Origin of the sequence: Azoarcus olearius (assembly GCF_001682385.1) — a bacterium.
GTDB lineage: Bacteria > Pseudomonadota > Gammaproteobacteria > Burkholderiales > Rhodocyclaceae > Azoarcus > Azoarcus olearius.
In genome coordinates this window covers 204,378-225,884 of record NZ_CP016210.1, presented here as the reverse complement: position 1 = coordinate 225,884, position 21,507 = coordinate 204,378, and the positions used below count along the sequence as shown (strand labels likewise).

Annotated in this window: 16 protein-coding genes, 3 tRNA genes and 2 rRNA genes; 3 read left to right on the top strand and 18 right to left on the bottom strand. The window is 64.0% G+C overall.

What is annotated here, in order from left to right:
- Positions 1-68: 68 nt before the first annotated feature.
- From dqs_RS01010 to dqs_RS00990, 5 genes are all read right to left on the bottom strand, one after another.
- Positions 69-2,953, bottom strand: a 23S ribosomal RNA gene (locus dqs_RS01010).
- A 264-nt stretch (positions 2,954-3,217) separates the two neighbouring features.
- Positions 3,218-3,293 (bottom strand) — tRNA-Ala (locus dqs_RS01005).
- A gap of 27 nt (positions 3,294-3,320) precedes the next feature.
- Positions 3,321-3,397 (bottom strand) — tRNA-Ile (locus dqs_RS01000).
- A gap of 72 nt (positions 3,398-3,469) precedes the next feature.
- A 16S ribosomal RNA gene (locus dqs_RS00995) occupies positions 3,470-5,005 on the bottom strand.
- Together the 16S and 23S rRNA genes with 3 tRNA genes alongside form the textbook arrangement of a ribosomal RNA operon.
- Before the next feature lie 278 nt (positions 5,006-5,283).
- A tRNA-Arg gene (locus dqs_RS00990) sits at positions 5,284-5,360 on the bottom strand.
- A gap of 149 nt (positions 5,361-5,509) precedes the next feature.
- Here dqs_RS00990 and dqs_RS00985 point away from each other — a divergent pair.
- The gene (locus dqs_RS00985) at positions 5,510-5,971 is read left to right on the top strand and encodes a c-type cytochrome (protein WP_065339408.1); all 462 of its coding nucleotides are present in this window, start codon (positions 5,510-5,512) and stop codon (positions 5,969-5,971) included.
- Between the two features lie 86 nt (positions 5,972-6,057).
- Here dqs_RS00985 and dqs_RS00980 read toward each other — a convergent pair whose 3' ends face one another.
- The 13 genes from dqs_RS00980 to dqs_RS00920 all read right to left on the bottom strand — a co-directional run bounded on the left by dqs_RS00980 (position 6,058) and on the right by dqs_RS00920 (position 19,582).
- Positions 6,058-8,052: a UvrD-helicase domain-containing protein gene (locus dqs_RS00980; protein WP_065339407.1), complete on the bottom strand. Its 1,995-nt coding sequence runs from the start codon at positions 8,050-8,052 to the stop codon at positions 6,058-6,060.
- A 73-nt stretch (positions 8,053-8,125) separates the two neighbouring features.
- Positions 8,126-8,803: a DUF4197 domain-containing protein gene (locus tag dqs_RS00975; RefSeq protein WP_065339406.1), complete on the bottom strand. Its 678-nt coding sequence runs from the start codon at positions 8,801-8,803 to the stop codon at positions 8,126-8,128.
- A gap of 68 nt (positions 8,804-8,871) precedes the next feature.
- Positions 8,872-9,819 (bottom strand): lipoyl synthase, encoded by a 948-nt coding sequence (gene lipA / locus dqs_RS00970; protein ID WP_011763920.1) that lies wholly within the window; start codon positions 9,817-9,819, stop codon positions 8,872-8,874.
- Between the two features lie 41 nt (positions 9,820-9,860).
- Positions 9,861-10,544 (bottom strand): lipoyl(octanoyl) transferase LipB, encoded by a 684-nt coding sequence (gene lipB / locus dqs_RS00965; protein ID WP_011763919.1) that lies wholly within the window; start codon positions 10,542-10,544, stop codon positions 9,861-9,863.
- Complete coding sequence (locus dqs_RS00960) at positions 10,541-10,822, bottom strand: YbeD family protein (protein ID WP_011763918.1); 282 nt, start codon at positions 10,820-10,822, stop codon at positions 10,541-10,543. Before dqs_RS00960 ends, lipB begins: the two co-directional genes overlap by 4 nt.
- Entirely contained in the window at positions 10,815-11,672 is an 858-nt protein-coding gene (locus dqs_RS00955; protein ID WP_065339405.1) for a D-amino acid aminotransferase, read from the bottom strand. Before dqs_RS00955 ends, dqs_RS00960 begins: the two co-directional genes overlap by 8 nt.
- A gap of 39 nt (positions 11,673-11,711) precedes the next feature.
- On the bottom strand, positions 11,712-12,842 hold the full coding sequence (locus dqs_RS00950; protein WP_065339404.1) for a D-alanyl-D-alanine carboxypeptidase family protein: 1,131 nt from the start codon (positions 12,840-12,842) through the stop codon (positions 11,712-11,714).
- A 125-nt stretch (positions 12,843-12,967) separates the two neighbouring features.
- Positions 12,968-14,005 (bottom strand): septal ring lytic transglycosylase RlpA family protein, encoded by a 1,038-nt coding sequence (locus tag dqs_RS00945; RefSeq protein WP_236778717.1) that lies wholly within the window; start codon positions 14,003-14,005, stop codon positions 12,968-12,970.
- A 13-nt stretch (positions 14,006-14,018) separates the two neighbouring features.
- Positions 14,019-15,155 carry a rod shape-determining protein RodA gene (rodA, locus tag dqs_RS00940; RefSeq protein WP_011763914.1) on the bottom strand — a complete coding sequence of 379 codons (1,137 nt, stop codon included), beginning with the start codon at positions 15,153-15,155 and terminating at the stop codon, positions 14,019-14,021.
- On the bottom strand, positions 15,152-17,041 hold the full coding sequence (gene mrdA / locus dqs_RS00935; RefSeq protein ID WP_065339403.1) for a penicillin-binding protein 2: 1,890 nt from the start codon (positions 17,039-17,041) through the stop codon (positions 15,152-15,154). The genes rodA and mrdA overlap by 4 nt, the downstream gene beginning before the upstream one ends.
- A gap of 9 nt (positions 17,042-17,050) precedes the next feature.
- A complete protein-coding gene (mreD, locus tag dqs_RS00930) occupies positions 17,051-17,572 on the bottom strand; it encodes a rod shape-determining protein MreD (RefSeq protein ID WP_011763912.1) in 522 nt (173 codons plus the stop codon).
- Between the two features lie 3 nt (positions 17,573-17,575).
- Complete coding sequence (gene mreC / locus dqs_RS00925) at positions 17,576-18,493, bottom strand: rod shape-determining protein MreC (protein ID WP_011763911.1); 918 nt, start codon at positions 18,491-18,493, stop codon at positions 17,576-17,578.
- A gap of 45 nt (positions 18,494-18,538) precedes the next feature.
- On the bottom strand, positions 18,539-19,582 hold the full coding sequence (locus tag dqs_RS00920) for a rod shape-determining protein (protein WP_011763910.1): 1,044 nt from the start codon (positions 19,580-19,582) through the stop codon (positions 18,539-18,541).
- Between the two features lie 116 nt (positions 19,583-19,698).
- On the opposite strand from dqs_RS00920, the gene gatC reads away from it, so the two are divergent.
- Together gatC and gatA are read left to right on the top strand one after the other, a co-directional pair.
- The gene (gene gatC / locus dqs_RS00915; protein WP_011763909.1) at positions 19,699-19,986 is read left to right on the top strand and encodes an Asp-tRNA(Asn)/Glu-tRNA(Gln) amidotransferase subunit GatC; all 288 of its coding nucleotides are present in this window, start codon (positions 19,699-19,701) and stop codon (positions 19,984-19,986) included.
- 52 nt (positions 19,987-20,038) lie between these two features.
- On the top strand, positions 20,039-21,502 hold the full coding sequence (gene gatA, locus dqs_RS00910) for an Asp-tRNA(Asn)/Glu-tRNA(Gln) amidotransferase subunit GatA (protein WP_011763908.1): 1,464 nt from the start codon (positions 20,039-20,041) through the stop codon (positions 21,500-21,502).
- The last annotated feature ends 5 nt before the right edge of the window (positions 21,503-21,507 follow it).

Sequence of the window (21,507 nt, the reverse complement as noted above, 5' to 3'; positions counted from 1 at the left end):
CAAATTGGGAAGAAGCGTTATGGTTGCGTGACTGCGTCGTCGAGTTTGACGCTGTGTATCAAGGTTATAGGATCAAGCCTCACGGGCAATTAGTATCGGTTAGCTTAACGCATTACTGCGCTTCCACACCCGACCTATCAACGTGGTGGTCTTCCACGACCCTTCAGGGGGATCGAGTCCCCAGGGAAGTCTCATCTTGAGGCGAGTTTCCCGCTTAGATGCTTTCAGCGGTTATCTCTTCCGCACTTAGCTACCCGGCGATGCGACTGGCGTCACAACCGGTACACCAGAGGTGCGTCCACTCCGGTCCTCTCGTACTAGGAGCAGGTCCCCTCAAACTTCCAGCGCCCACGGCAGATAGGGACCAAACTGTCTCACGACGTTTTAAACCCAGCTCACGTACCACTTTAAATGGCGAACAGCCATACCCTTGGGACCGGCTACAGCCCCAGGATGTGATGAGCCGACATCGAGGTGCCAAACTCCGCCGTCGATGTGAACTCTTGGGCGGAATCAGCCTGTTATCCCCAGAGTACCTTTTATCCGTTGAGCGATGGCCCTTCCATACAGAACCACCGGATCACTATGTCCTGCTTTCGCACCTGCTCGACTTGTCGGTCTCGCAGTCAAGCCTCCTTTTGCCATTGCACTATCAGTACGATGTCCGACCGTACCTAGGAGACCTTCGAACTCCTCCGTTACCTTTTGGGAGGAGACCGCCCCAGTCAAACTGCCTACCATGCACTGTTCCCGACCCGGATTCACGGGCCTGGGTTAGAACCTCAACGACACCAGGGTGGTATTTCAAGGACGGCTCCACCAGAACTAGCGTCCTGGCTTCAAAGCCTCCCACCTATCCTACACAAGTCCCGTCAAAGTCCAATGCAAAGCTACAGTAAAGGTTCATGGGGTCTTTCCGTCTAGCCGCGGGGAGATTGCATCTTCACAAACATTTCAACTTCGCTGAGTCTCAGGAGGAGACAGTGTGGCCATCGTTACGCCATTCGTGCAGGTCGGAACTTACCCGACAAGGAATTTCGCTACCTTAGGACCGTTATAGTTACGGCCGCCGTTTACCGGGGCTTCGATCAAGAGCTTGCACCCCATCACTTAACCTTCCGGCACCGGGCAGGCGTCACACCCTATACGTCCACTTTCGTGTTTGCAGAGTGCTGTGTTTTTAATAAACAGTCGCAGCCACCGATTCTCTGCGGCCCCTTCGCCCTTCGGATGTACTCCTACAAGCTAATGGGGCATACCTTCTCCCGAAGTTACGGTATCAATTTGCCGAGTTCCTTCTCCTGAGTTCTCTCAAGCGCCTTGGTATTTTCAACCTGCCCACCTGTGTCGGTTTGCGGTACGGTCGATTCTAGACTGAAGCTTAGAGGCTTTTCCTGGAAGCAGGGTATCAACCACTTCGCGAACAAGTTCGCTCGTCATCACGCCTCAGCTCAGCTCTCCGGATTTGCCTAGAGAGCACGCCTACACGCTTAAACCGGGACGTCCAACACCCGGCCGGCCTAACCTTCTCCGTCCCCCCATCGCATCTAGAACCGGTACAGGAATATTGACCTGTTTCCCATCGACTACGCATTTCTGCCTCGCCTTAGGGGCCGACTCACCCTGCGCCGATGAACGTTGCGCAGGAAACCTTGGGCTTTCGGCGAGGGTGCTTTTCACACCCTTTATCGCTACTCATGTCAGCATTCGCACTTCCGATACCTCCAGCATCCCTTACGAGACACCTTCGCAGGCTTACGGAACGCTCCCCTACCACGTGTCAAAGACACATCCGCAGCTTCGGTTCATGGCTTGAGCCCCGTTACATCTTCCGCGCAGGACGACTCGACTAGTGAGCTATTACGCTTTCTTTAAAGGGTGGCTGCTTCTAAGCCAACCTCCTAGCTGTCTATGCCTTCCCACCTCGTTTGCCACTTAGCCATGCATTTGGGACCTTAGCTGGCGGTCTGGGTTGTTTCCCTCTTGACACCGGACGTTAGCACCCGATGTCTGTCTGCCGTATATCACTTTGCGGTATTCGGAGTTTGCTATCGCGGGGTAGATCGCAGTGACCCCCCCAACGATTACAGTGCTCTACCCCCGCAAGTGTCCGTACGACGCACTACCTAAATAGTTTTCGGGGAGAACCAGCTATTTCCGGATTTGTTTAGCCTTTCACCCCTATCCACAGCTCATCCCCTAGTTTTTCAACACTAGTGGGTTCGGACCTCCAGTGCGTGTTACCGCACCTTCATCCTGGCCATGGATAGATCATCCGGTTTCGGGTCTACGCCCAGCGACTATGTCGCCCTTATCAGACTCGCTTTCGCTACGCCTCCCCTATTCGGTTAAGCTCGCCACTGAACGTAAGTCGCTGACCCATTATACAAAAGGTACGCAGTCACCCGTTTCCAGGCTCCCACTGTTTGTATGCATGCGGTTTCAGGATCTATTTCACTCCCCTCCCGGGGTTCTTTTCGCCTTTCCCTCACGGTACTGGTTCACTATCGGTCGATCACGAGTATTTAGCCTTGGAGGATGGTCCCCCCATCTTCAGACAGGATTACACGTGTCCCGCCCTACTTGTCGCACGCTCAGACCCGCCACCGGCTTTTCGCATACGGGACTATCACCCTGTATCGTCGGACTTTCCAGACCGTTTTGCTAAGCTGATGGTTTAGTCGTGCAGGCTCTTCCCCGTTCGCTCGCCACTACTTGGGGAATCTCGGTTGATTTCTTTTCCTACGGCTACTTAGATGTTTCAGTTCGCCGCGTTCGCTTCCACGTACCTATGGATTCAGTACGGGATGACCCTTGCGGGCCGGGTTTCCCCATTCGGATATCGGGGGATCAAAGCTCCATTGCCAGCTCCCCCCCGCTTTTCGCAGGCTTGCACGTCCTTCATCGCCTGTGATCGCCAAGGCATCCACCACATGCACTTAGTCGCTTGATCCTATAACCTTGGACCCTCGACTCACTGGCGTGAGCTGAAGATCCGGTCACAGGTCGAACTCGTTTGTGCGATCAGGACTGTGCTGACTACGCAGCCCTGATCAATGCAATCACACAACCCGTGCAACACATCGTTGATGTGCTGCACTAACTTCTTCCAATTTGTTAAAGAGCGAACCTCTGGCGTTGGCCAAGAGGTCAGGCATGCTCACGCGTTCGATGCGCATGACTGACGTCTCGGATGAAGCACGGTACTGCGGGCGACTGGTGGAGCTGGTCGGGATCGAACCGACGACCTACGGCTTGCAAAGCCGCCGCTCTCCCAGCTGAGCTACAGCCCCTTGTCTGACTTGTGCCTGGACAAGGACTGGTGGGTCTGGTTGGGTTCGAACCAACGACCCCCGCCTTATCAAGACGGTGCTCTAACCAGCTGAGCTACAGACCCTCGTGCTTCGAGGCTCTTCGCTTGAACAACCGATAAGGTGTGGATACTTGGCCGAAGATGGCTTTTCTCTTGAAAGGAGGTGATCCAGCCGCACCTTCCGATACGGCTACCTTGTTACGACTTCACCCCAGTCATGAATCTCACCGTGGTAAGCGCCCTCCCGAAGGTTAAGCTACCTACTTCTGGTGAAACCCACTCCCATGGTGTGACGGGCGGTGTGTACAAGACCCGGGAACGTATTCACCGCAGCATGCTGATCTGCGATTACTAGCGATTCCGACTTCACGCAGTCGAGTTGCAGACTACGATCCGGACTACGATCGGCTTTAAGGGATTAGCTCCACCTCGCGGTTTGGCAACCCTCTGTACCGACCATTGTATGACGTGTGAAGCCCTACCCATAAGGGCCATGAGGACTTGACGTCATCCCCACCTTCCTCCGGTTTGTCACCGGCAGTCTCATTAAAGTGCCCAACTGAATGATGGCAATTAATGACAAGGGTTGCGCTCGTTGCGGGACTTAACCCAACATCTCACGACACGAGCTGACGACAGCCATGCAGCACCTGTGTCCTGGTTCCCGAAGGCACCCTCGGCTCTCACCAAGGTTCCAGGCATGTCAAGGGTAGGTAAGGTTTTTCGCGTTGCATCGAATTAATCCACATCATCCACCGCTTGTGCGGGTCCCCGTCAATTCCTTTGAGTTTTAACCTTGCGGCCGTACTCCCCAGGCGGTCAACTTCACGCGTTAGCTGCGTTACTCACAGAGTTACCTCTACGAACAACTAGTTGACATCGTTTAGGGCGTGGACTACCAGGGTATCTAATCCTGTTTGCTCCCCACGCTTTCGTGCATGAGCGTCAGTACAGGCCCAGGGGGCTGCCTTCGCCATCGGTGTTCCTCCACATCTCTACGCATTTCACTGCTACACGTGGAATTCCACCCCCCTCTGCCGTACTCTAGCCTTGCAGTCACAAGCGCAGTTCCCAGGTTAAGCCCGGGGATTTCACACCTGTCTTACAAAACCGCCTGCGCACGCTTTACGCCCAGTAATTCCGATTAACGCTCGCACCCTACGTATTACCGCGGCTGCTGGCACGTAGTTAGCCGGTGCTTCTTCTTACGGTACCGTCATCCACGCGGGATATTAGCCCGCGCGATTTCTTTCCGTCCGAAAGAGCTTTACAACCCGAAGGCCTTCTTCACTCACGCGGCATGGCTGGATCAGGCTTTCGCCCATTGTCCAAAATTCCCCACTGCTGCCTCCCGTAGGAGTCTGGGCCGTGTCTCAGTCCCAGTGTGGCGGATCATCCTCTCAGACCCGCTACAGATCGTCGCCTTGGTGAGCCTTTACCTCACCAACTAGCTAATCTGACATCGGCCGCTCCAATCACGTGAGGTCTTGCGATCCCCCACTTTCCCCCTCAGGGCGTATGCGGTATTAGCTACGCTTTCGCGTAGTTATCCCCCATGACTGGGCACGTTCCGATGCATTACTCACCCGTTCGCCACTCGCCGGCGGGCCGAAGCCCCCGCTGCCGTTCGACTTGCATGTGTAAAGCATGCCGCCAGCGTTCAATCTGAGCCAGGATCAAACTCTTAAGTTCAATCCATACAAAGCACTCAAAGTCATTACTGACATGAGCACCTAATCATTGCGAAACAAAACCGCCGAAGCGGCTCGCCACACAACAACCAAGCACCCACACTTATCGGTTGTTCAACTTTTTAAAGAGCGCTGCAATCGCTGCAGCAGAGAAACGAGATTATGGACACCCAACACAAAGTCGTCAACCCCTCGCAGCAAGAAACTTATCTAGAACCACAGCACGATCAAACCAAGCTGCGCTTCCGAATGAGCGAGACTCACTGCGCGGGCGAAAACTGGCGCGCCCGAGACGATTCGAACGTCCGACCCCTGCCTTCGGAGGGCAGTACTCTATCCAGCTGAGCTACGGGCGCACTGTCTTGCCTCACCGGAACACCTGCTACCGGTGCAAGGCGCGAAAGGATATAGGTATTCGGGGCCGAAGTCCATGCCGCACTGCCACAATGGTTATTTCCGGAGATATAATCCGGGCTTTGCCCAGCGCCAGTCAAAGGATCCAAGCATGTCGGAACATCGCGCCTCCCGTCGCGCCCAGCGCCCCCTACGCCCTGCCCTGTCCCTCGCCATGGCCGCAGCAATCGTGCTGGCTGGCTGCGGCAAGGACAATGGCAAGGTCGACCCCGAAGTCACCGCGTCCCTCATTCAACCCGTGGCCAAGGTGGAGCTGAAGGTTGTGACCGTGGCGCCGGGTAGCCGCACCGGTGAACAGATCTATAAGAGCATCTGTTCCAGCTGCCACGACGCAGGGATGCTCGGAGCCCCCAAGACGGGCGACAGTGGCGCGTGGGGTCTCCGTCTGGCACAGGGTTTCGACGGTTTGACGAAGTCGGCGATCGCCGGCAAGAACGCGATGCCGCCGCGCGGGGGTGGCTCCGACCTGACCGACACGGAGGTCAAGCGCGCCGTGGCCTTCCTTGCCAACAAGGCCGGGGCGGGCTACACGGAACCACCGGTTGCGCAGTAAGTCGGCAGCGATGCGGATGAAAGGCGGCCCACGGGCCGCCTTTTTTGTTGCCTGTGTTGTCCGAACCCGCGGCACGGGCGGGACCTCTAGCTCCCTTCGTCGCGCCTCTCGAACATGGCCTTCAGGTTGGCGAGCCGCGCGCGCCCCTCTTCGCGCGACACGGGGGCGTTCCGCTTGCGGTCGCCGATGTTCAGGTCACCGCCCATCTCGGCGATGAAGCGGGAAATTTCGCACGGGCGGAACTCCTTGCCCGCCTTGCGGCGTTCGCACCAGGTGATGTTCAGACTGCGCTGCGCGCGCGTGATCCCGACATACATCAGCCGGCGCTCCTCTTCGACCTTGTCTTCGTCGATGCTGCTTTGATGTGGCAGCAGGCCTTCTTCCACGCCGACGAGGAACACATGGGGAAACTCAAGACCCTTGGATGCATGCAGCGTCGCAAGCTGCACGCCGTCGAAGTCGGCGTCCTCCTTGTCGAGCATCGAGATCAGCGCGATCGTCTGGGTCAGTTCGATGAGATTCTTGCCATCCTCCTCACCCTTGCGCCCCAGCCAGCCGACGAAGTCGCGCACATTGCTCCACTTTGACTCCGCCTCGCGGGAGTCGAAATGCTCGAAGAGCCAGGCTTCGTAGCGAATGGCTGCAAGCAGGTCTTCCAGCACCTGCGCCGCAGGCTCATGACGGGCGCGATGCTGTATCCGGTTGATGAAGGCGGTGAACTGCTGGACGGCCTCAAGCTGGCGCGCGCCGAGGTGGAGCGCGACGCCTTCCTCGAAGCTGGCGGCGAAGAGGCTGATGTGGCGCCCGCCCGCGTAGTGGCCGAGCGCTTCAATGGTGCTCGGTCCGATGCCACGGCGCGGCATCGTGATCGCGCGGATGAACGCGAGATCGTCGTCCTCGTTCATCAATAGCCGCAGGTAGGCGATCAGGTCCTTGATTTCGGGCTTCTCGAAGAAGCTCTGGCCCCCAGACATCACGTAGGGAATGCGTTGATTGCGCAACTGCTGCTCGATGATGCGGGCCTGATGGTTGCCGCGGTAGAGGATCGCGTAGTCCTTGAACCGGGTACGGTTCTCGAACTTGTGGGCGGAGATCTTCATCGCCACCCACTCGGCCTCGTGGTCGGCGTCCCGGCAGCTGGTCACCGCGATCTGTTCGCCCGGACCGTGTTCGGACCACAGGCGCTTGTCGAACAGCTTCTCGTTATTGGCGATCAGCACGTTGGCCGCCTCGAGAATCCGCCGCGAGGACCGGTAGTTCTGTTCAAGCTTGATGACGCGCAGCTTGGGATAGTCGCGTTGCAGCAGCTTCAGGTTTTCCACATCGGCGCCACGCCAGGCGTAGATGGCCTGATCGTCGTCGCCCACGGCAGTGAAGGCGCCCCGCACCCCGGCGAGCTGACGCAGCAGGCGGTATTGCGCACGGTTCGTATCCTGGTACTCATCCACGAGCAGGTAGCGGAGGCGGTTCTGCCACCGCTCGCGCACCTCGTCGTTTTCCTCGAATAGTCGGACGGGCAGCGAAATGAGGTCGTCGAAATCCACCGCCTGGTAGGCCCGCAACGTCCGCTCGTAGTCGGCAAACGCCTTGGCCGCGGCGGCCGACAGCTCGTTGTCCGCCAGTTGCGCCGCTTCGGCGGGGGAGATCATGGCGTTCTTCCACGACGAGATCTGCCACTGCATCTGCTTGGCGATGCCTTTGTCCTGGTCGCCGGCGACGTCGGCCACGATTTGCACCGCATCCGAGGCGTCGAGGATGGAAAACTGGGGCTTCAGTCCGCAATGCAGCGCTTCCTGCCGGATGATGCGCACGCCGAGCGCGTGAAAGGTGCACACCGTCAGCCCGCCGGGCGCCCGCCCGCCCATCAGATGCGCGACGCGCTCCTGCATCTCCTTCGCCGCCTTGTTGGTGAAGGTGATCGCGCCGACATTGGTGGGGCTCAGCCCACACTCGTTGATCAGATGCGCGATCTTGTGGGTGATGACGCGGGTCTTCCCGCTGCCGGCTCCGGCCAGGACCAGACAGGGGCCATTCAGGTAGTGGATGGCTTCGCGTTGCGGCGGATTGAGCAGGGCGGACATGGGAACGGGCGCAAGGGGAACCCCGCCGGCGCGACGGGAGGCGGCAGTTTACCGGACGCGCCCGTGCGCGTCGTCAGAGCGCGCCGAAGACCTTCTTTGCCAGCCCGCCCACCGCGGCGACCGGGTCTTTGCGGATCGCCCGTTCCTCTTCCGCGATCATCAGGTAGAGGCCGTCGAGCGCCTTGCGCGTCACGTAGTTCTCGATCTGCGCGTCCTCCGACTTCACCAGTCCCAGCCCCGAAGCCTGCCCCACCAGGGCGTTGTACTGCCCGGCCAGCGCCAGCTTGTCGGTGTTCTGTTTTACCGTCGGCAGGAACATGCGGGTCAGCTGCGCCTCGGTCTTGTCGCGGAAGTAGCGCGTCACCGAATCGTCCCCACCGGTGAGAATCTTCTTGGCATCGGCCACGCTCATCTGCTTCACCGCGCCGACGAGCAGGTTCTTCGCCCCGGGCACCGCGGCCTCGGCGGCCCGGTTCATCGAGGTCACCAACTGGTCCAGGTCTTCGCCACGTCCGCTCATGCGCAGCAAGGGTTCGGCCTGCTTGAGTACGCCGGGCAGCGGAATCTTGACCTTGGGGTTGGACAGAAAACCATCCTTGCGGCCCAGCACCTCCACCGCGTGGCCCGCGCCCTGGGTAAGGGCCTCCTTGAGTCCTCCACTGACTTCAGCGTCGGAAAGGTCGACCAGGCTGGCCGCCCATGCCGAGGAACAGAGCGCAAACAGGATCAGGGTTTTCTGCAGGAATTTCATGATGGCTCCGGGAGCAGAACGCCGCCGCACCCGTCGTACGGCGGCAACGGGGGCACGGCGCGCTGCGGCTACACGACGCCCGCGCCGTGGGCCTGCTGATCCGCCCAGTAGGACGAGCGCACCATCGGACCGCAGGCCGCGTTGCGGAAACCCATCCGCAGCGCCTCGGTTTCGAACATCTTGAAGGTATCGGGATGGACGTAGCGCAGCACCGGCAGGTGACCGCCGGACGGTTGCAGGTACTGGCCGATGGTCAGCATGTCCACGTCGTGGGCGCGCAGGTCGCGCATCACGTCGAGGATTTCGTCATCGGTTTCCCCCAGCCCCACCATGAGGCCGGACTTGGTGAGCACGTCGGGATGACCCGCCTTGAATTCCTTCAGCAGGCGCAGGGAATAGGCATAGTCGGCCCCCGGGCGCGCCTGTTTGTACAGCCGCGGCACCGTTTCCATGTTGTGGTTCATCACGTCGGGCGGCGCCTGGTTGAAGATCTCCAGCGCGATCTCCATGCGGCCGCGGAAATCGGGCACCAGCACCTCGATCGTGGTGGACGGCGAGGCGGCGCGGGTTTCGCGGATGCAGTCGACGAAGTGCTGGGCACCGCCGTCGCGCAGATCATCCCGGTCGACCGAGGTGATCACGACATAGTTGAGCCGCATCGCCGCGATCGTGCGGGCTAGATCCGTCGGTTCGTTGGGATTGAGCGGCTCCGGACGGCCATGCCCGACATCGCAGAACGGGCAGCGCCGGGTGCAGATGTCGCCCATGATCATGAAGGTGGCCGTTCCCTTGCCGAAACACTCGTGGATGTTGGGGCAGGAGGCTTCTTCGCACACCGTATGCAGCTTGTGCTCGCGCAGGGTCTGCTTGATTTCGTTGAAACGCTCGGCCTCGGCGCCCGCACCGAGGCGGATCCGGATCCAGTCCGGCTTCTTCAGCCGTTCGGCAGGAACGATCTTGATCGGGATGCGCGCGGTCTTCTCGGCGCCGCGCTGCTTGCGTGCGGGGTTATCCATGGATGCTCTGTCTCTCTTTGGTATGGGTGGCGGGTGACCGCTCAGCGCGACGGTACCACGCCGGGCGGCAAAAGCCGCAGCAGGTGTTGCAACAGGCGCTCGCCCACCGCCGCAACGTCGTCGCCTACGCCGAAATCCTTCAGCCGTATCGTCTGCAGGCCTTCATAGCCGCAGGGGTTGATCCAGCCGAATGGGGCAAGGTCGGCATCCACGTTGAGCGCCAGGCCGTGGTAGCTGCAGCCGTTGCGCACCCGCAGGCCGAGCGCCGCGATCTTGGCGCCGTCAATGTAGACGCCGGGGGCGCCGTCCTTGCGTTCGGCATGCAAGCCATACTCGGCAAGGCAGTCGATGACCGCCTGCTCCATCAACGCCACCAGCTCGCGCACCTTCAGGTGACGTCGGCGCAAGTCCAGCAGCAGATAGGCAACGAGCTGGCCCGGACCGTGATAGGTGATCTGGCCGCCGCGGTCGATCTTCACCAGGGGAATGCCTGCGTCGTTGCGCAGCAGATGTTCAGGCCGGCCGGCCTGGCCCAGCGTATAGACCGGCGGATGCTCCAGCAGCCAGATCTCGTCGGCGGTGTCCTCGCCACGGCTGGCCGTGAAGTGCTGCATTGCCTCCCATGCCGGGGCGTAGTCCACCCGGCCGAGACGCTTGACCAGCAACGGAACGGAAACGGCGGCGGCCGGCCCCTCGTGCCCGGCGAGGACGGCGGCAGCCGTCACAGCACCACCTTCACCATCGGATGCGAGGTCAGCTCCATGTACAGCGCGTCGACCTGCTGCTGCGAGATGGCGCGGAAGGTGCAGGTGACGGCGAGGTAGTTGCCCTTGCTCGACGGCCGCATTTCGGCCCCGGCGGGGTCGAAGTCCGGCGCATGGCGCAGCACGACCTCGATCACCGCCTGCGCGAAACCGTCCACGCGCGCGCCCATGATCTTGATCGGGAAGTCGCACGGAAACTCGAGCAGGGTTTGTCTGGGTTGGGGAGTCTGATCAGCCACTACGCATCACCGTGTTCTTGAATTCCTGATACCAGGCGTACATCTGCCGCCCCAGCGGCCCGGGCGCACCGCTGCCGACCGGACGGCCGTCGAGCCGCGTGATCGCCAGCACTTCCTTGGTCGACGAGGTCATCCACAGTTCGTCGGCGCTGCGGACCTCGGCGTCGAGGATTTCGCGCACCTCCACTGGCAGCCCGTGCGCGGCGGCCAGTTCCAGCACGACGTCGTAGGTAATGCCGGCGAGCATCAGGTGGCTCTTCGGCGGCGCCAGCAGCCGTCCGTCCCGCACGACGAAGATGTTGGAGGCCGAACCCTCGGTCAGGAAGCCATCGCGAAAGAGCACCGTCTCAGCGCACCCCTGGTCGAAGCCGTACTGCCGCAGCAGGCAGTTGGCAAGCAGGGAAACGCTCTTCAGGTCGCACCGCAGCCAGCGGAAGTCGGCCGCGCTCACCGCCGCGACCCCGCTGGCGAGCAGTTCGGGCGCCGGTGTCAGCAAGGGTTCGCTGAGCATGAAGACCGTGGGCCGGACGTCCTTCGGGAAAGCGTGGTTGCGCACCGCATCGGCACCACGGGTGACCTGCAGGTAGATCGACTGGTCCTCCCACGGGTTGCCCGCCACCAGGGTCGTCACCCGGTCCGCCCATTCTTCGTCCGAGTGAGGGTTGGGCAGCCGCATTGCCGCCAGCGTGCGGGCAAGGCGGCCGAGATGCTCGGCGAGCCGGAACGGACGGCGCGAATAGACGGGGACGACCTCATAGGCGCCGTCCCCGAACAGGAAACCGCGATCCATCGGCGACACCCGCGCTTCATCGAGCGGCAGGTAGCGCCCATCCAGGTAGCACAGACTCATGCGTGCGTCCTTCAGTCCCGCCGGCGCGGGTGCGCCGTCTTACAGGCTCTTGATCCACAGCACCAGGGCGTCCCACAGGCGGCCGAAGAAGCCCGCCACCGGCACGTCCTGCAACGCCACCACAGGATATTCGCCGAGCGGCCTGCCGTCGAGGCTGAGCTTGAGCGTGCCGATCTCCTGGCCCTTCTGCAGCGGTGCCAGCACCGGCTGCCGACTTTCCAGCGTCGCCGTGATCTTGTCGGCCTGGCCCTTCGGCAGCGAAATCACGAAGTCGCTGGTAAAACCGGCGGCCACCTCATTGGCCTGCCCCTTCCAGACGCGGAACTGCGACAGCGCCTGATCAGCCGAGTAGAGCTTCACGGTGTCGAAGAACTGGAAGCCGAAGTTGAGCAGCTTGAGCGACTCCTGCGCGCGCACGGTATCGGACTCCGCCCCCAGCACCACCGAAACCAGCCGGCGCGGACCCCGCAGCGCCGAGGAGATCAGGCAGTAGCCGGCACTGCTGGTGTGGCCGGTCTTCATGCCGTCGACCGTGCTGTCCATCCACAGCAGGCGGTTGCGGTTGGGCTGGGTGATGTTGTTGTAGCGGTATTCCTTCAGCGAGTAGAGGCTGGCGTAGTAGTCGGGGAAGTCACGGATGATCGCCGACGCGAGCAGCGCAAGGTCCTTCGCCGTGGTGTACAGCTGCGGGTCAGGCAGGCCGGTGGAGTTGGTGAAGTGGGTATTGCTCATGCCGAGGCGCTGGGCTTCGCGATTCATCATCGCGGCGAAGGCTTCCTCGGTGCCGGCAATCAGCTCGGCAAGCGCGACGCAGGCGTCGTTGCCGGACTGCACGATCACGCCGCGGATGAGTTCCTGCACTGCCACCGGCTTCTGCGGCTCGATGAACATCCGCGAACCTTCCTGCCGCCAGGCGCGCTCGGACACCGGAACCGGCTGGTCGAGCGCGATGGTGCCGGCCTTCAGCGCCGAGAAGGTGAGGTAGGCGGTCATCAACTTGGTCAGCGAAGCGGGTTCGATCCGCGCATCGGGATCGTTGGCGGCCAGCACCTGCCCGGTGTTGTGGTCCACCAGCACCCACGCCTTCGCCGCGAGGGCGGGAGCGGGAATCGACTGGGCGGCGGCAAGCAGCGAAAAGAGCGACAGCAGTAAGGCGAAGACGAAACGCATGGAGAAAAACCTGGGATGAATGGGGAAGGACGGGGATGACGCGCGGGGAGCGGAATTATAGGACGCAGCCCAGGGCACAGACCGGCGGGGACAGGGTTTGTTTCATCCTTGGCCCCGCGTCCTTATCAACGCGCCACGACGAAGGGTTTGAGCTTGAGCGTGGCGGCAATGCGCTCGGCCGCGACCCGGGCCTCGTTCTCGCTGGCGTAGGGGCCGGCGTGCAGGCGGAACCGTCCGCCCTCGGCGAGCAGATCGACCCGCTGTGCGAACGCAGCGAGGTCACGCTGGACGGTGGCGCGGAAGCCTTCCGCGTTGTCGCGCGAGGCGAACGCGCCGAGCTGCAGGAAGAAGGCACCCGCGCCGGCCGATGGCGACGCGGGTGCAGCGGTGGCGGGTGCGGCGGTGGCGGGTGCGGCGGTGGCGGGCGCGGGGTCCGGCGCTGCGGCTGCCAGCGCCGGCGGCACCCTGCGACCGGGCAGCGGTGGCACCGGGGGCGACATCGCCTCCATCGGCACTTCGTCGGGCAGGATCTGCTCCACCTCGACCTCGGCGCTGCCGCCGTTCACATAGCCAAGACGGTAGGCCGCGGTATAGGAGAGGTCCATGATGCGGCCCTTGTGGAAGGGACCGCGGTCGTTGATGCGCACCACTACCGACCGCCCGGTGGCGACGTTGGTGACGCGCGCATAGCTCGGGATCGGCAGCGTGGGATGGGCGGCCGTCATCGCGTACATGTCGTAGGGCTCGCCGCTCGAGGTGTTCCCGCCATGGAAGCGGCGGCCGTACCAGCTGGCGAGGCCGCGTTCGCGGAACGGGGCGAGGCGGGTGGCGGGGACATAGTCCTGGCCAAAGACGTTGTACGGGCGGTTGGCGAAGCGGTGCAGCGGTTCGAGCCGCGGCTGGGCGTCCGGCACCGCGTCGAGGTTGTCCGGCGGGTTGTCACCGGGGCCGTCGTCCTTGTAGTAAGCGCCACCGCGCTTGGCGGGTGCCGGCGCGGGAGAGGCCACCGGCGGAGGCGGGGACGGACGGGCGCCCGATGTGCTCGACTCCTGCACCGGCGCGGTGCTGCAGCCCGCCAACCAGGCGGCGCAACAGCTCGCCACCACGAGCGTCAGCGGGCGGGCACGGAGGGTGAAGGCGGCGAGGACGGACTTCATCATCATGACGGCAGGCAGATCAGGACGCGGGACGGCCACGGCGGATGCCCATCAGGATACCCACCCCGAGGCACAAGGTGACCAGTGCCGTCCCACCATAGCTGATGAATGGCAAGGGCACACCCACCACCGGCAGGATTCCGCTGACCATGCCCATGTTCACGAACGCATAGGTGAAGAAGATCATCGCCATCGCCCCGCCCAGCAGCTTGGTCGCCAGCGTCGGCGCCTGCGTGGCGATCTGGAAGCTGCGCGCGAGCAAGGCCAGATAGGTGACGAGCAGCACCAGCGTGCCGACCAGGCCGAACTCCTCGGCGAGCACCGCGAAGATGAAATCGGTATGCCGCTCGGGCAGGAAGGCGAGGTGGGTCTGGGTGCCGTCCATCCAGCCTTTGCCGACCACGCCGCCGGAGCCGATCGCGATCGTGGACTGGATGATGTGGAAGCCCTTGCCCAGCGGGTCGCGCGTGGGATCGAGCAGGGTGCATACCCGCTGCTTCTGGTATTCGCGCAGGCCGAACCAATCGACGTCGGGCTGGCACAGGGTGTCGCCGAAGGCGACGATGGAGCCGATGCCTATGATGCCGACGAGGCCGACCGGGACGATCAGCTTCCACGACAGGCCGGCGAAGAAAATCACGTAGAAGCCCGCGGCGGTCACCAGCAGGCTGGTGCCCAGATCGGGCTGGATCAGGATCAGGCCTACCGGCACCACCAGCAGCAGGCCGGCGACGATGAACTCGCGCAGGCCGATCTTGGCCTCGCGCTGCTGGAAGTACCACGCCAGCATCAGCGGCATCGCGATCTTCATCAGCTCCGAGGGCTGGATGCGGGTCACGCCGACGTGCAGCCAGCGCTGCGCGCCCTTCGAGACCTCGCCGAACAGTTCGACCGCGACCAGCAGTACCACGCCCAGCGCATACAAGGGCAGCGCGAAACTCAGCAAGCGCTGGCTGGGCAGCCAGGCCGCCACCCACATCGCCAGCAGCGCCACGGTGGTGTTGACCAGTTGCGAGTCCAGCCGGTCTGGCGACGCGCTCGCCATCAGCACAAAGGCGTAGCCGAGCAACATCATCAGCACCAGCATCAGCACCGGGTCGATCGGACGCAGCACCGCGCGCAGCAACAGCAGCGGATTGAAGCGGTGATCGCTCATTCGGTGCTCTCCGGTGCATCCGCATCCTCGCCGGCGGGCTGGTTGGGCCGCTTGCCGAGCAGGTGGTAGTCGATCACCTGGCGTGCGATCGGGGCCGCCGACTGGGCGCCGAAGCCGCCGTTTTCGACCAGTACCGCGAGCGCGATCTTGGGGTTGTCGGCCGGCGCGTAAGCGATGAACCAGGAGTGGTCGCGCAGGCGCTCGCTGACGCGCCCCTCGACGTACTTGGCGCCCTTCAACGAGAACACCTGCGCGGTGCCGGTCTTGCCGCCGACCTCGTAGGGCGCGCCGGCGAACGCGCGTGCCCCGGTGCCGCTCTTGTTGACGTCCACCATCGCGCGCCGCACGAGCGCGAGGTGCTCCGGCTTGAAGTTGAGCTGGCGCAGCGGCTCCGGCTCGATTACGCGGCGGTTGTCGCGCGCGTCGACCACGTGCCGGACGAGGTGGGGGCGGAACACCTTGCCGTCGCTCACGACGGTGGCCAGTGCGTTGGCAAGCTGGAGCGGGGTGTAGGCGTTGTAGCCCTGGCCGATGCCGACCGAAATCGTCTCGCCACCGAACCAGCGCTGCTGCTCGGGACGACGGAAGCGCTTCTTCTTCCAGGCCGGCGACGGCAGCACGCCTTCCGCCTCGCCCGGCACGTCGATGCCGGTGCGCGAGCCGAAGCCGAGCGGACGCATGAAGTCGGCGATGCCGTCGATGCCCATGTCGTTGGCCAGCTGGTAGTAGAAGGTGTTGCAGGACACGACGATGGACTTGTGCAGATCCACCATGCCGTGGCCGCCGACCTTGTCGTCCATGAAGCGGTGGCCGCCCGACACGAAGTAGCCCGGATCGGCCATCACGTAGCCCGGCGTGCGCTTGCCGGTGGTCAGCGCGCCGAGCGCCATGAAGGGCTTGAAGGTGGAGCCGGGCGGGTAGGCGCTGAAGATGGCGCGGTTGAGCAGCGGGTGGTCGGGCGAATCGTTGAGCTGCTTCCAGTCCTGCGCGGAGATGCCCTCGACGAACAGGTTGGGATCGAAGGTGGGCTTGGACACCAGCGCGAGCACGCCACCGGTGCCGGGCTCGATCGCGACCAGCGCGCCGCGCCGGTTGCCGAACGCGTTTTCGGCGATCTTCTGCAGTTCGATGTCCAGCGTCAGCTCGAGGTTGTTGCCGACCATCGCCGCGGTGCGCGACAGCCGCCGCACGGCGCGCCCGCCGGCGTTCACTTCCACCTGCTCGAAACCGGTCTGGCCGTGGAGTTCGGCCTCGTAGGACTGCTCCAGCCCGGCCTTGCCGATGTACTCGGAGCCGCGGTAGTTGGCAGTCTGGCCGCGCTCCTCGATGCGCTCCACGTCGCGATCGTTGATGCGGCCGATGTAGCCGATCACGTGCGACGCGACCTCGCCCTCGGGATAGTCGCGGAACAGCCGCGCCTGGACCTCCACGCCGGGGAAGCGGTAACGCTGCGCGGTAAAGCGCGCCACCTCCTCGTCGGTCAGCCGGGTGCGAATCGGCACGCTCTCGAAGTTGCGGCTTTCCTCCAGCACCTTGCGGAACCGGCGGCGGTCGCGCGGCTCGATGGTGACGACTTCGGCGAGGCCGTCGATCGTCGCCTCCAGGTCGCCCGCTTTGGACGGTGTGATCTCGAGCGTGTAGGCGGCATAGTTGCGCGCCAGCACGACGCCGTTGCGGTCGGTGATGGTGCCGCGGTTGGGCACGACCGGCAGCAGTGCGATGCGGTTGTCCTCGGCGCGGGTGTGGAAATACGCGTGCCGCGTCACCTGCAGGTAGTAGAAGCGCATCGCCAGCAGCGCGAAGCAGGCGAGGATGAACAGCGCTGCCACCACCACACGGTTGCGGAAGCGCGATTTTTCCTGGGCCGGGGTGCGAAACTCGGTCATGGGCGCGGATCAGATCGGCCGGTTGTCGTCCCGGTCGACCGGCTGGTATTGCGGCAGCAGCAGCAGGTAGTTCAGCGGCACCCACAGCGCGACGGCAGTGAAACTCGACAGGAAATACGCCCAGCCGGGGAACTCGGCCCCCGCGATCAGCCGCACCGCCACCATCAGCATCTGCGACGCCAGCAGCATCGGCAACACATGCAGCGCCTGCAGCAGCGGCGGAAACCACATCACCCGGCGCGCCAGGCCGGTGGCCAGATAGGCAAGCACGACGTAGGCGAGCGCATGCTGCCCCATCGCCGCCCCCTGACCGATATCGACGAGCACGCCGAACAGGAAACCCGCGCCCATGCCGATGCGCAGCGGTTCGCGGATGCACCAGAAGGCCAGCACCAGCGCCACCCAGTCGGGCACGCCCGGAAACCGGCCCGTGGGGACGTAAGCGAGCGCGAGCGCGACCATCAGGCTGAAATAGATGAAGCCGAGCCGGACCGGCAGCAGGATGCGACTCGAACGATTTGTCGGCTGCATGGGTCAGTGTCCTCCATCGCCACGGCGGGCCCGCCGCCCTTCGGCCGGCGGCGCCGGCGCAGGATCGACCGGAATGGGCGGCGGAGGTTCGGCGCGGCCCAGCACCAGCACCTGGCTGCTGCGCTCGACGCCCGCCACCGGCTTGCAGACGATGCGCGCAAAGGCCTCCGCCTCGCGGTCGACCGACAGCACTTCGGCCACCGGCAAACCGGGCAGGAACACGCCGTCCAGCCCCGAGGTGACCAGCATGTCGCCCACCTGGATATCGGCGCCCGCGATCACGAACCTCAGCTCGATGCGTCCCTGGCCGGTACCGAACAGCACCCCGCGCAAGCCGTTGCGCAGCACGCGCACCGGGATCGCCTGGTTGCGGTCGGTCAGCAGCGTGACTTCGGACTGGATCGGATAGACGCGCGTCACCTGGCCGATGACGCCGTCGGAATCGACCACCGCCAGGCCGGCCTCGACCCCCTGCTGCGCGCCGCGGTCGAGGATGACCTTGCGCGCGAAGGGATCGGGCGCGTTATAGAGGATTTCGGCGGCGACACTCTTTACCTGCACCCGCTCGGCCATCTGCATCAGACCGCGCAGCTGCTTGTATTCCTGCTCGAGCTGCTCGTAGCGCAGCAGCCGTTCGGCCGCGCCGAGCTGCTGGCGGCGCAGGTCGGCGTTTTCGAGCTGGACCTCGATCAGCGTGGCGAAATAGCGCGAGGCGTTGCGCACGAAATCGGCCGGCGTCGCCGCGGCCATCTGCAGCGGGTAGGTCACCACCGACAGCCCCTGGCGGAAGACCTCCAGGTAGCGGAAGCGCAGGTCGGCCACCAGCATCGCCAGGCAGACCGAGACGAGCAGGAACAGGCGCGCCAGCGGTGCGAGGCCGCGCCGGAAAATAGGAGGCGGCTGATGGCCGGCGAGGGACATCCTGGGATTTCCGGATCAGCAGGAAAAACGCCGTGACTGCGCGGATCAGTCCGACGTGAAGATGGAGCCGAGCTTGTCCATCTTGTCGAGCGCCAGGCCGCAGCCGCGCGCCACGCAGGTCAGCGGCTCCTCGGCCACGATCACCGGCAGGCCGGTCTCCTCCATCAGCAGGCGGTCGAGGTCGCGCAGCAGCGCACCGCCGCCGGTTAGCACCATGCCGCGGTCGGCGATGTCGGCGCCGAGTTCGGGCGGGGTCTGTTCCAGCGCGATCTTGACCGCGGAGACGATCTGGTTGAGCGGTTCGGTGAGCGCTTCCAGGATTTCGTTGGACGAGATGGTGAAGCTGCGCGGGATGCCTTCGGCCAGGTTGCGGCCCTTGACTTCCATTTCGCGCACTTCGGAGCCGGGGAAGGCCGAGCCGATGTTCTTCTTGATGTTCTCGGCGGTGGTGTCGCCGATCAGCATGCCGTAGTTGCGGCGGATGTAATTGACGATGGCATCGTCGAACTTGTCGCCGCCGACGCGCACGCTGCCGGCATAGACCATGCCGCCGAGCGAGATCACGCCGACTTCGGTGGTGCCCCCGCCGATGTCGACCACCATGGAGCCGGTGGCATCCGACACCGGCAGGCCGGCGCCGATCGCCGCGGCCATCGGTTCCTCGATCAGATACACCTGCGAGGCGCCTGCGGCGAGGGCCGCGTCACGGATCGCGCGGCGTTCGACCTGGGTGGAGCCGCAGGGCACGCAGATGATGATGCGCGGGCTGGGCGACAGCAGGCGGGAATCGTGCACCTTCTTGATGAACTGCTTGATCATCTGCTCGGTGACGACGAAATCGGCGATGACACCGTCCTTCATCGGGCGAATCGCGGTGATGTTGCCCGGGGTCTTGCCAAGCATCTGCTTGGCCGCGTGGCCCACCGCCTGGATGGTGCGCTTGGCGTTGGGACCGCCCTCGGTGCGGATGGCGACCACGGAGGGTTCGTCGAGCACGATGCCCTTGCCGCGCACGTAGATCAGCGTGTTCGCAGTGCCAAGGTCGATGGCGAGATCGTTGGAAAAATAAGAGCGCAGAAAACCAAACATGAGGGATTCCGAAACCGGTGGGGAAGAAGCGCCGCGGAGGGGCGGGCCCGGAGCCAGGCCAAAGGCGGATATGATAACCTACAAACCTTTGTCGATTCAGCAGGTTTTGTTTCCCCATGTCGTTGTCCAATGAACAGGTGGGCCGCATTGCCCGCCTCGCCCGCCTGGCGATTTCCGAGGGTGAAATCGACGCCGTTCGCGCCAAGCTCGACGGCATTTTCGGCCTGATCGAGCAGATGCAGGCGGTCGACACCGCCGGGGTCGAGCCGATGAGCCATCCGCAGGAGCTGGCCACCCGCCTGCGCGACGACGTGGTCACCGAAACCGACCGCCGCAGCGCCTTCCAGTCCGTCGCCCCGCAGACCGAGGCCGGCCTGTATCTGGTGCCCAAGGTCATCGAATGAACCCGCGGCCGGCACCCCTGTGCTGCCGGCCGCGCCCACACGCTTCCCGCCCATGATCAACGCTTCCGTTTCCGAGCTGCGCCGCGCGCTCGACACCCGGCAGGTTTCCAGCGTCGAGCTGGCCACGCTCTTCCTCGACCGCATCGCGGAACGCAATCCGGCCCTCAACGCCTTCATCACGATCGACCGCGAAGGCGCGCTCGCCGCCGCGCGCGCGGCCGACGCCCGCATCGCCGCCGGCACTGCCGGTCCGCTCACCGGCATCCCGCTCGCGCACAAGGACCTGTTCTGCACCGAAGGCGTGCTGACCACCTGTGGCTCGAAGATGCTGGCCGACTTCGTCAGCCCCTATGACGCCCACGTCGTCAGCCGGCTGAAGGACGCCGGCGCCGTCAGCCTGGGCAAGACCAACATGGACGAGTTCGCGATGGGCTCGTCGAACGAGTCCTCGCACTACGGCGCGGTGCGCAATCCGTGGGACACCACCCGCATTCCCGGCGGCTCGTCGGGCGGCTCGGCGGCCGCGGTGGCCGCCCGCCTGGTGCCGCTTGCCACCGGCTCCGACACCGGCGGCTCGGTGCGCCAGCCCGCCTCGCACACCGGCGTCACCGGCATCAAGCCCACCTACGGCGTCGTCAGCCGCTACGGCATGATCGCCTACGCCTCCTCGCTCGATCAGGGCGGCGCCTTCGGCGCTTCGGCGGAAGACTGCGCGCTGCTGCTCACGGCCATGGCCGGCTTCGATCCGCGCGACTCCACCTGCCTCGACCGCCCGGCCGAGGACTACGCGGCCGCACTCGCGCCCACCGCCGGCGGCAAGCCGCTCGCCGGCCTGCGCATTGGCCTGCCGCGCGAGTTCTTCGCCGAAGGCATGGCGGACGACGTGCGCGCAGCGGTGGACGCCGCGCTCGACCAGTACCGCGCGCTCGGCGCCGTCACCGTCGAGGTCAGCCTGCCCAACGCCAAACTGGCCGTGCCCGCCTACTACGTGATCGCGCCGGCCGAGGCGTCGAGCAACCTGTCCCGTTTCGACGGCGTGCGCTACGGCCACCGCGCCGCGGAATACGGCGACCTCAACGACATGTACTGCAAGAGCCGCGCGGAAGGCTTCGGCGCCGAGGTCAAGCGCCGCATCCTGGTCGGTACCTATGTGCTGTCGCACGGCTACTACGACGCCTACTACCTGCAGGCGCAGAAGCTGCGCCGCCTGATCGCGCAGGACTTCCAGGCCGCCTTCGCGCAGTGCGACGTCATTGCCGGCCCCACCAGCCCGACCACGGCGTGGGCGATTGGCGAGAAGGCGGACGACCCGGTGCAGATGTACCTGTCGGACATCTACACGATCGCGGTCAACCTCGCCGGCTTGCCCGGCCTGTCCCACCCCTGCGGTTTCGGCGCCGGGCGCCTGCCGGTGGGCCTGCAGCTGATCGGCAACTACTTCGGCGAAAGCCGCCTGCTGGCCACTGCACACCAGTACCAGCAGGCAAGCGACTGGCATCTGCAGCGCCCCGAGTAACGCCC

What these genes read in the sequence shown, in the direction of transcription:
- dqs_RS00985 (WP_065339408.1), top strand. Translation starts at nt 5,510, where the DNA reads ATGTCGGAACATCGCGCCTCCCGTCGCGCCCAGCGCCCCCTACGCCCT.
- dqs_RS00980 (WP_065339407.1), bottom strand. Translation starts at nt 8,052, where the DNA reads ATGTCCGCCCTGCTCAATCCGCCGCAACGCGAAGCCATCCACTACCTG.
- dqs_RS00975 (WP_065339406.1), bottom strand. Translation starts at nt 8,803, where the DNA reads ATGAAATTCCTGCAGAAAACCCTGATCCTGTTTGCGCTCTGTTCCTCG.
- lipA (WP_011763920.1), bottom strand. Translation starts at nt 9,819, where the DNA reads ATGGATAACCCCGCACGCAAGCAGCGCGGCGCCGAGAAGACCGCGCGC.
- dqs_RS00955 (WP_065339405.1), bottom strand. Translation starts at nt 11,672, where the DNA reads ATGAGTCTGTGCTACCTGGATGGGCGCTACCTGCCGCTCGATGAAGCG.
- dqs_RS00950 (WP_065339404.1), bottom strand. Translation starts at nt 12,842, where the DNA reads ATGCGTTTCGTCTTCGCCTTACTGCTGTCGCTCTTTTCGCTGCTTGCC.
- dqs_RS00945 (WP_236778717.1), bottom strand. Translation starts at nt 14,005, where the DNA reads ATGATGATGAAGTCCGTCCTCGCCGCCTTCACCCTCCGTGCCCGCCCG.
- rodA (WP_011763914.1), bottom strand. Translation starts at nt 15,155, where the DNA reads ATGAGCGATCACCGCTTCAATCCGCTGCTGTTGCTGCGCGCGGTGCTG.
- mrdA (WP_065339403.1), bottom strand. Translation starts at nt 17,041, where the DNA reads ATGACCGAGTTTCGCACCCCGGCCCAGGAAAAATCGCGCTTCCGCAAC.
- mreD (WP_011763912.1), bottom strand. Translation starts at nt 17,572, where the DNA reads ATGCAGCCGACAAATCGTTCGAGTCGCATCCTGCTGCCGGTCCGGCTC.
- mreC (WP_011763911.1), bottom strand. Translation starts at nt 18,493, where the DNA reads ATGTCCCTCGCCGGCCATCAGCCGCCTCCTATTTTCCGGCGCGGCCTC.
- dqs_RS00920 (WP_011763910.1), bottom strand. Translation starts at nt 19,582, where the DNA reads ATGTTTGGTTTTCTGCGCTCTTATTTTTCCAACGATCTCGCCATCGAC.
- gatC (WP_011763909.1), top strand. Translation starts at nt 19,699, where the DNA reads ATGTCGTTGTCCAATGAACAGGTGGGCCGCATTGCCCGCCTCGCCCGC.
- gatA (WP_011763908.1), top strand. Translation starts at nt 20,039, where the DNA reads ATGATCAACGCTTCCGTTTCCGAGCTGCGCCGCGCGCTCGACACCCGG.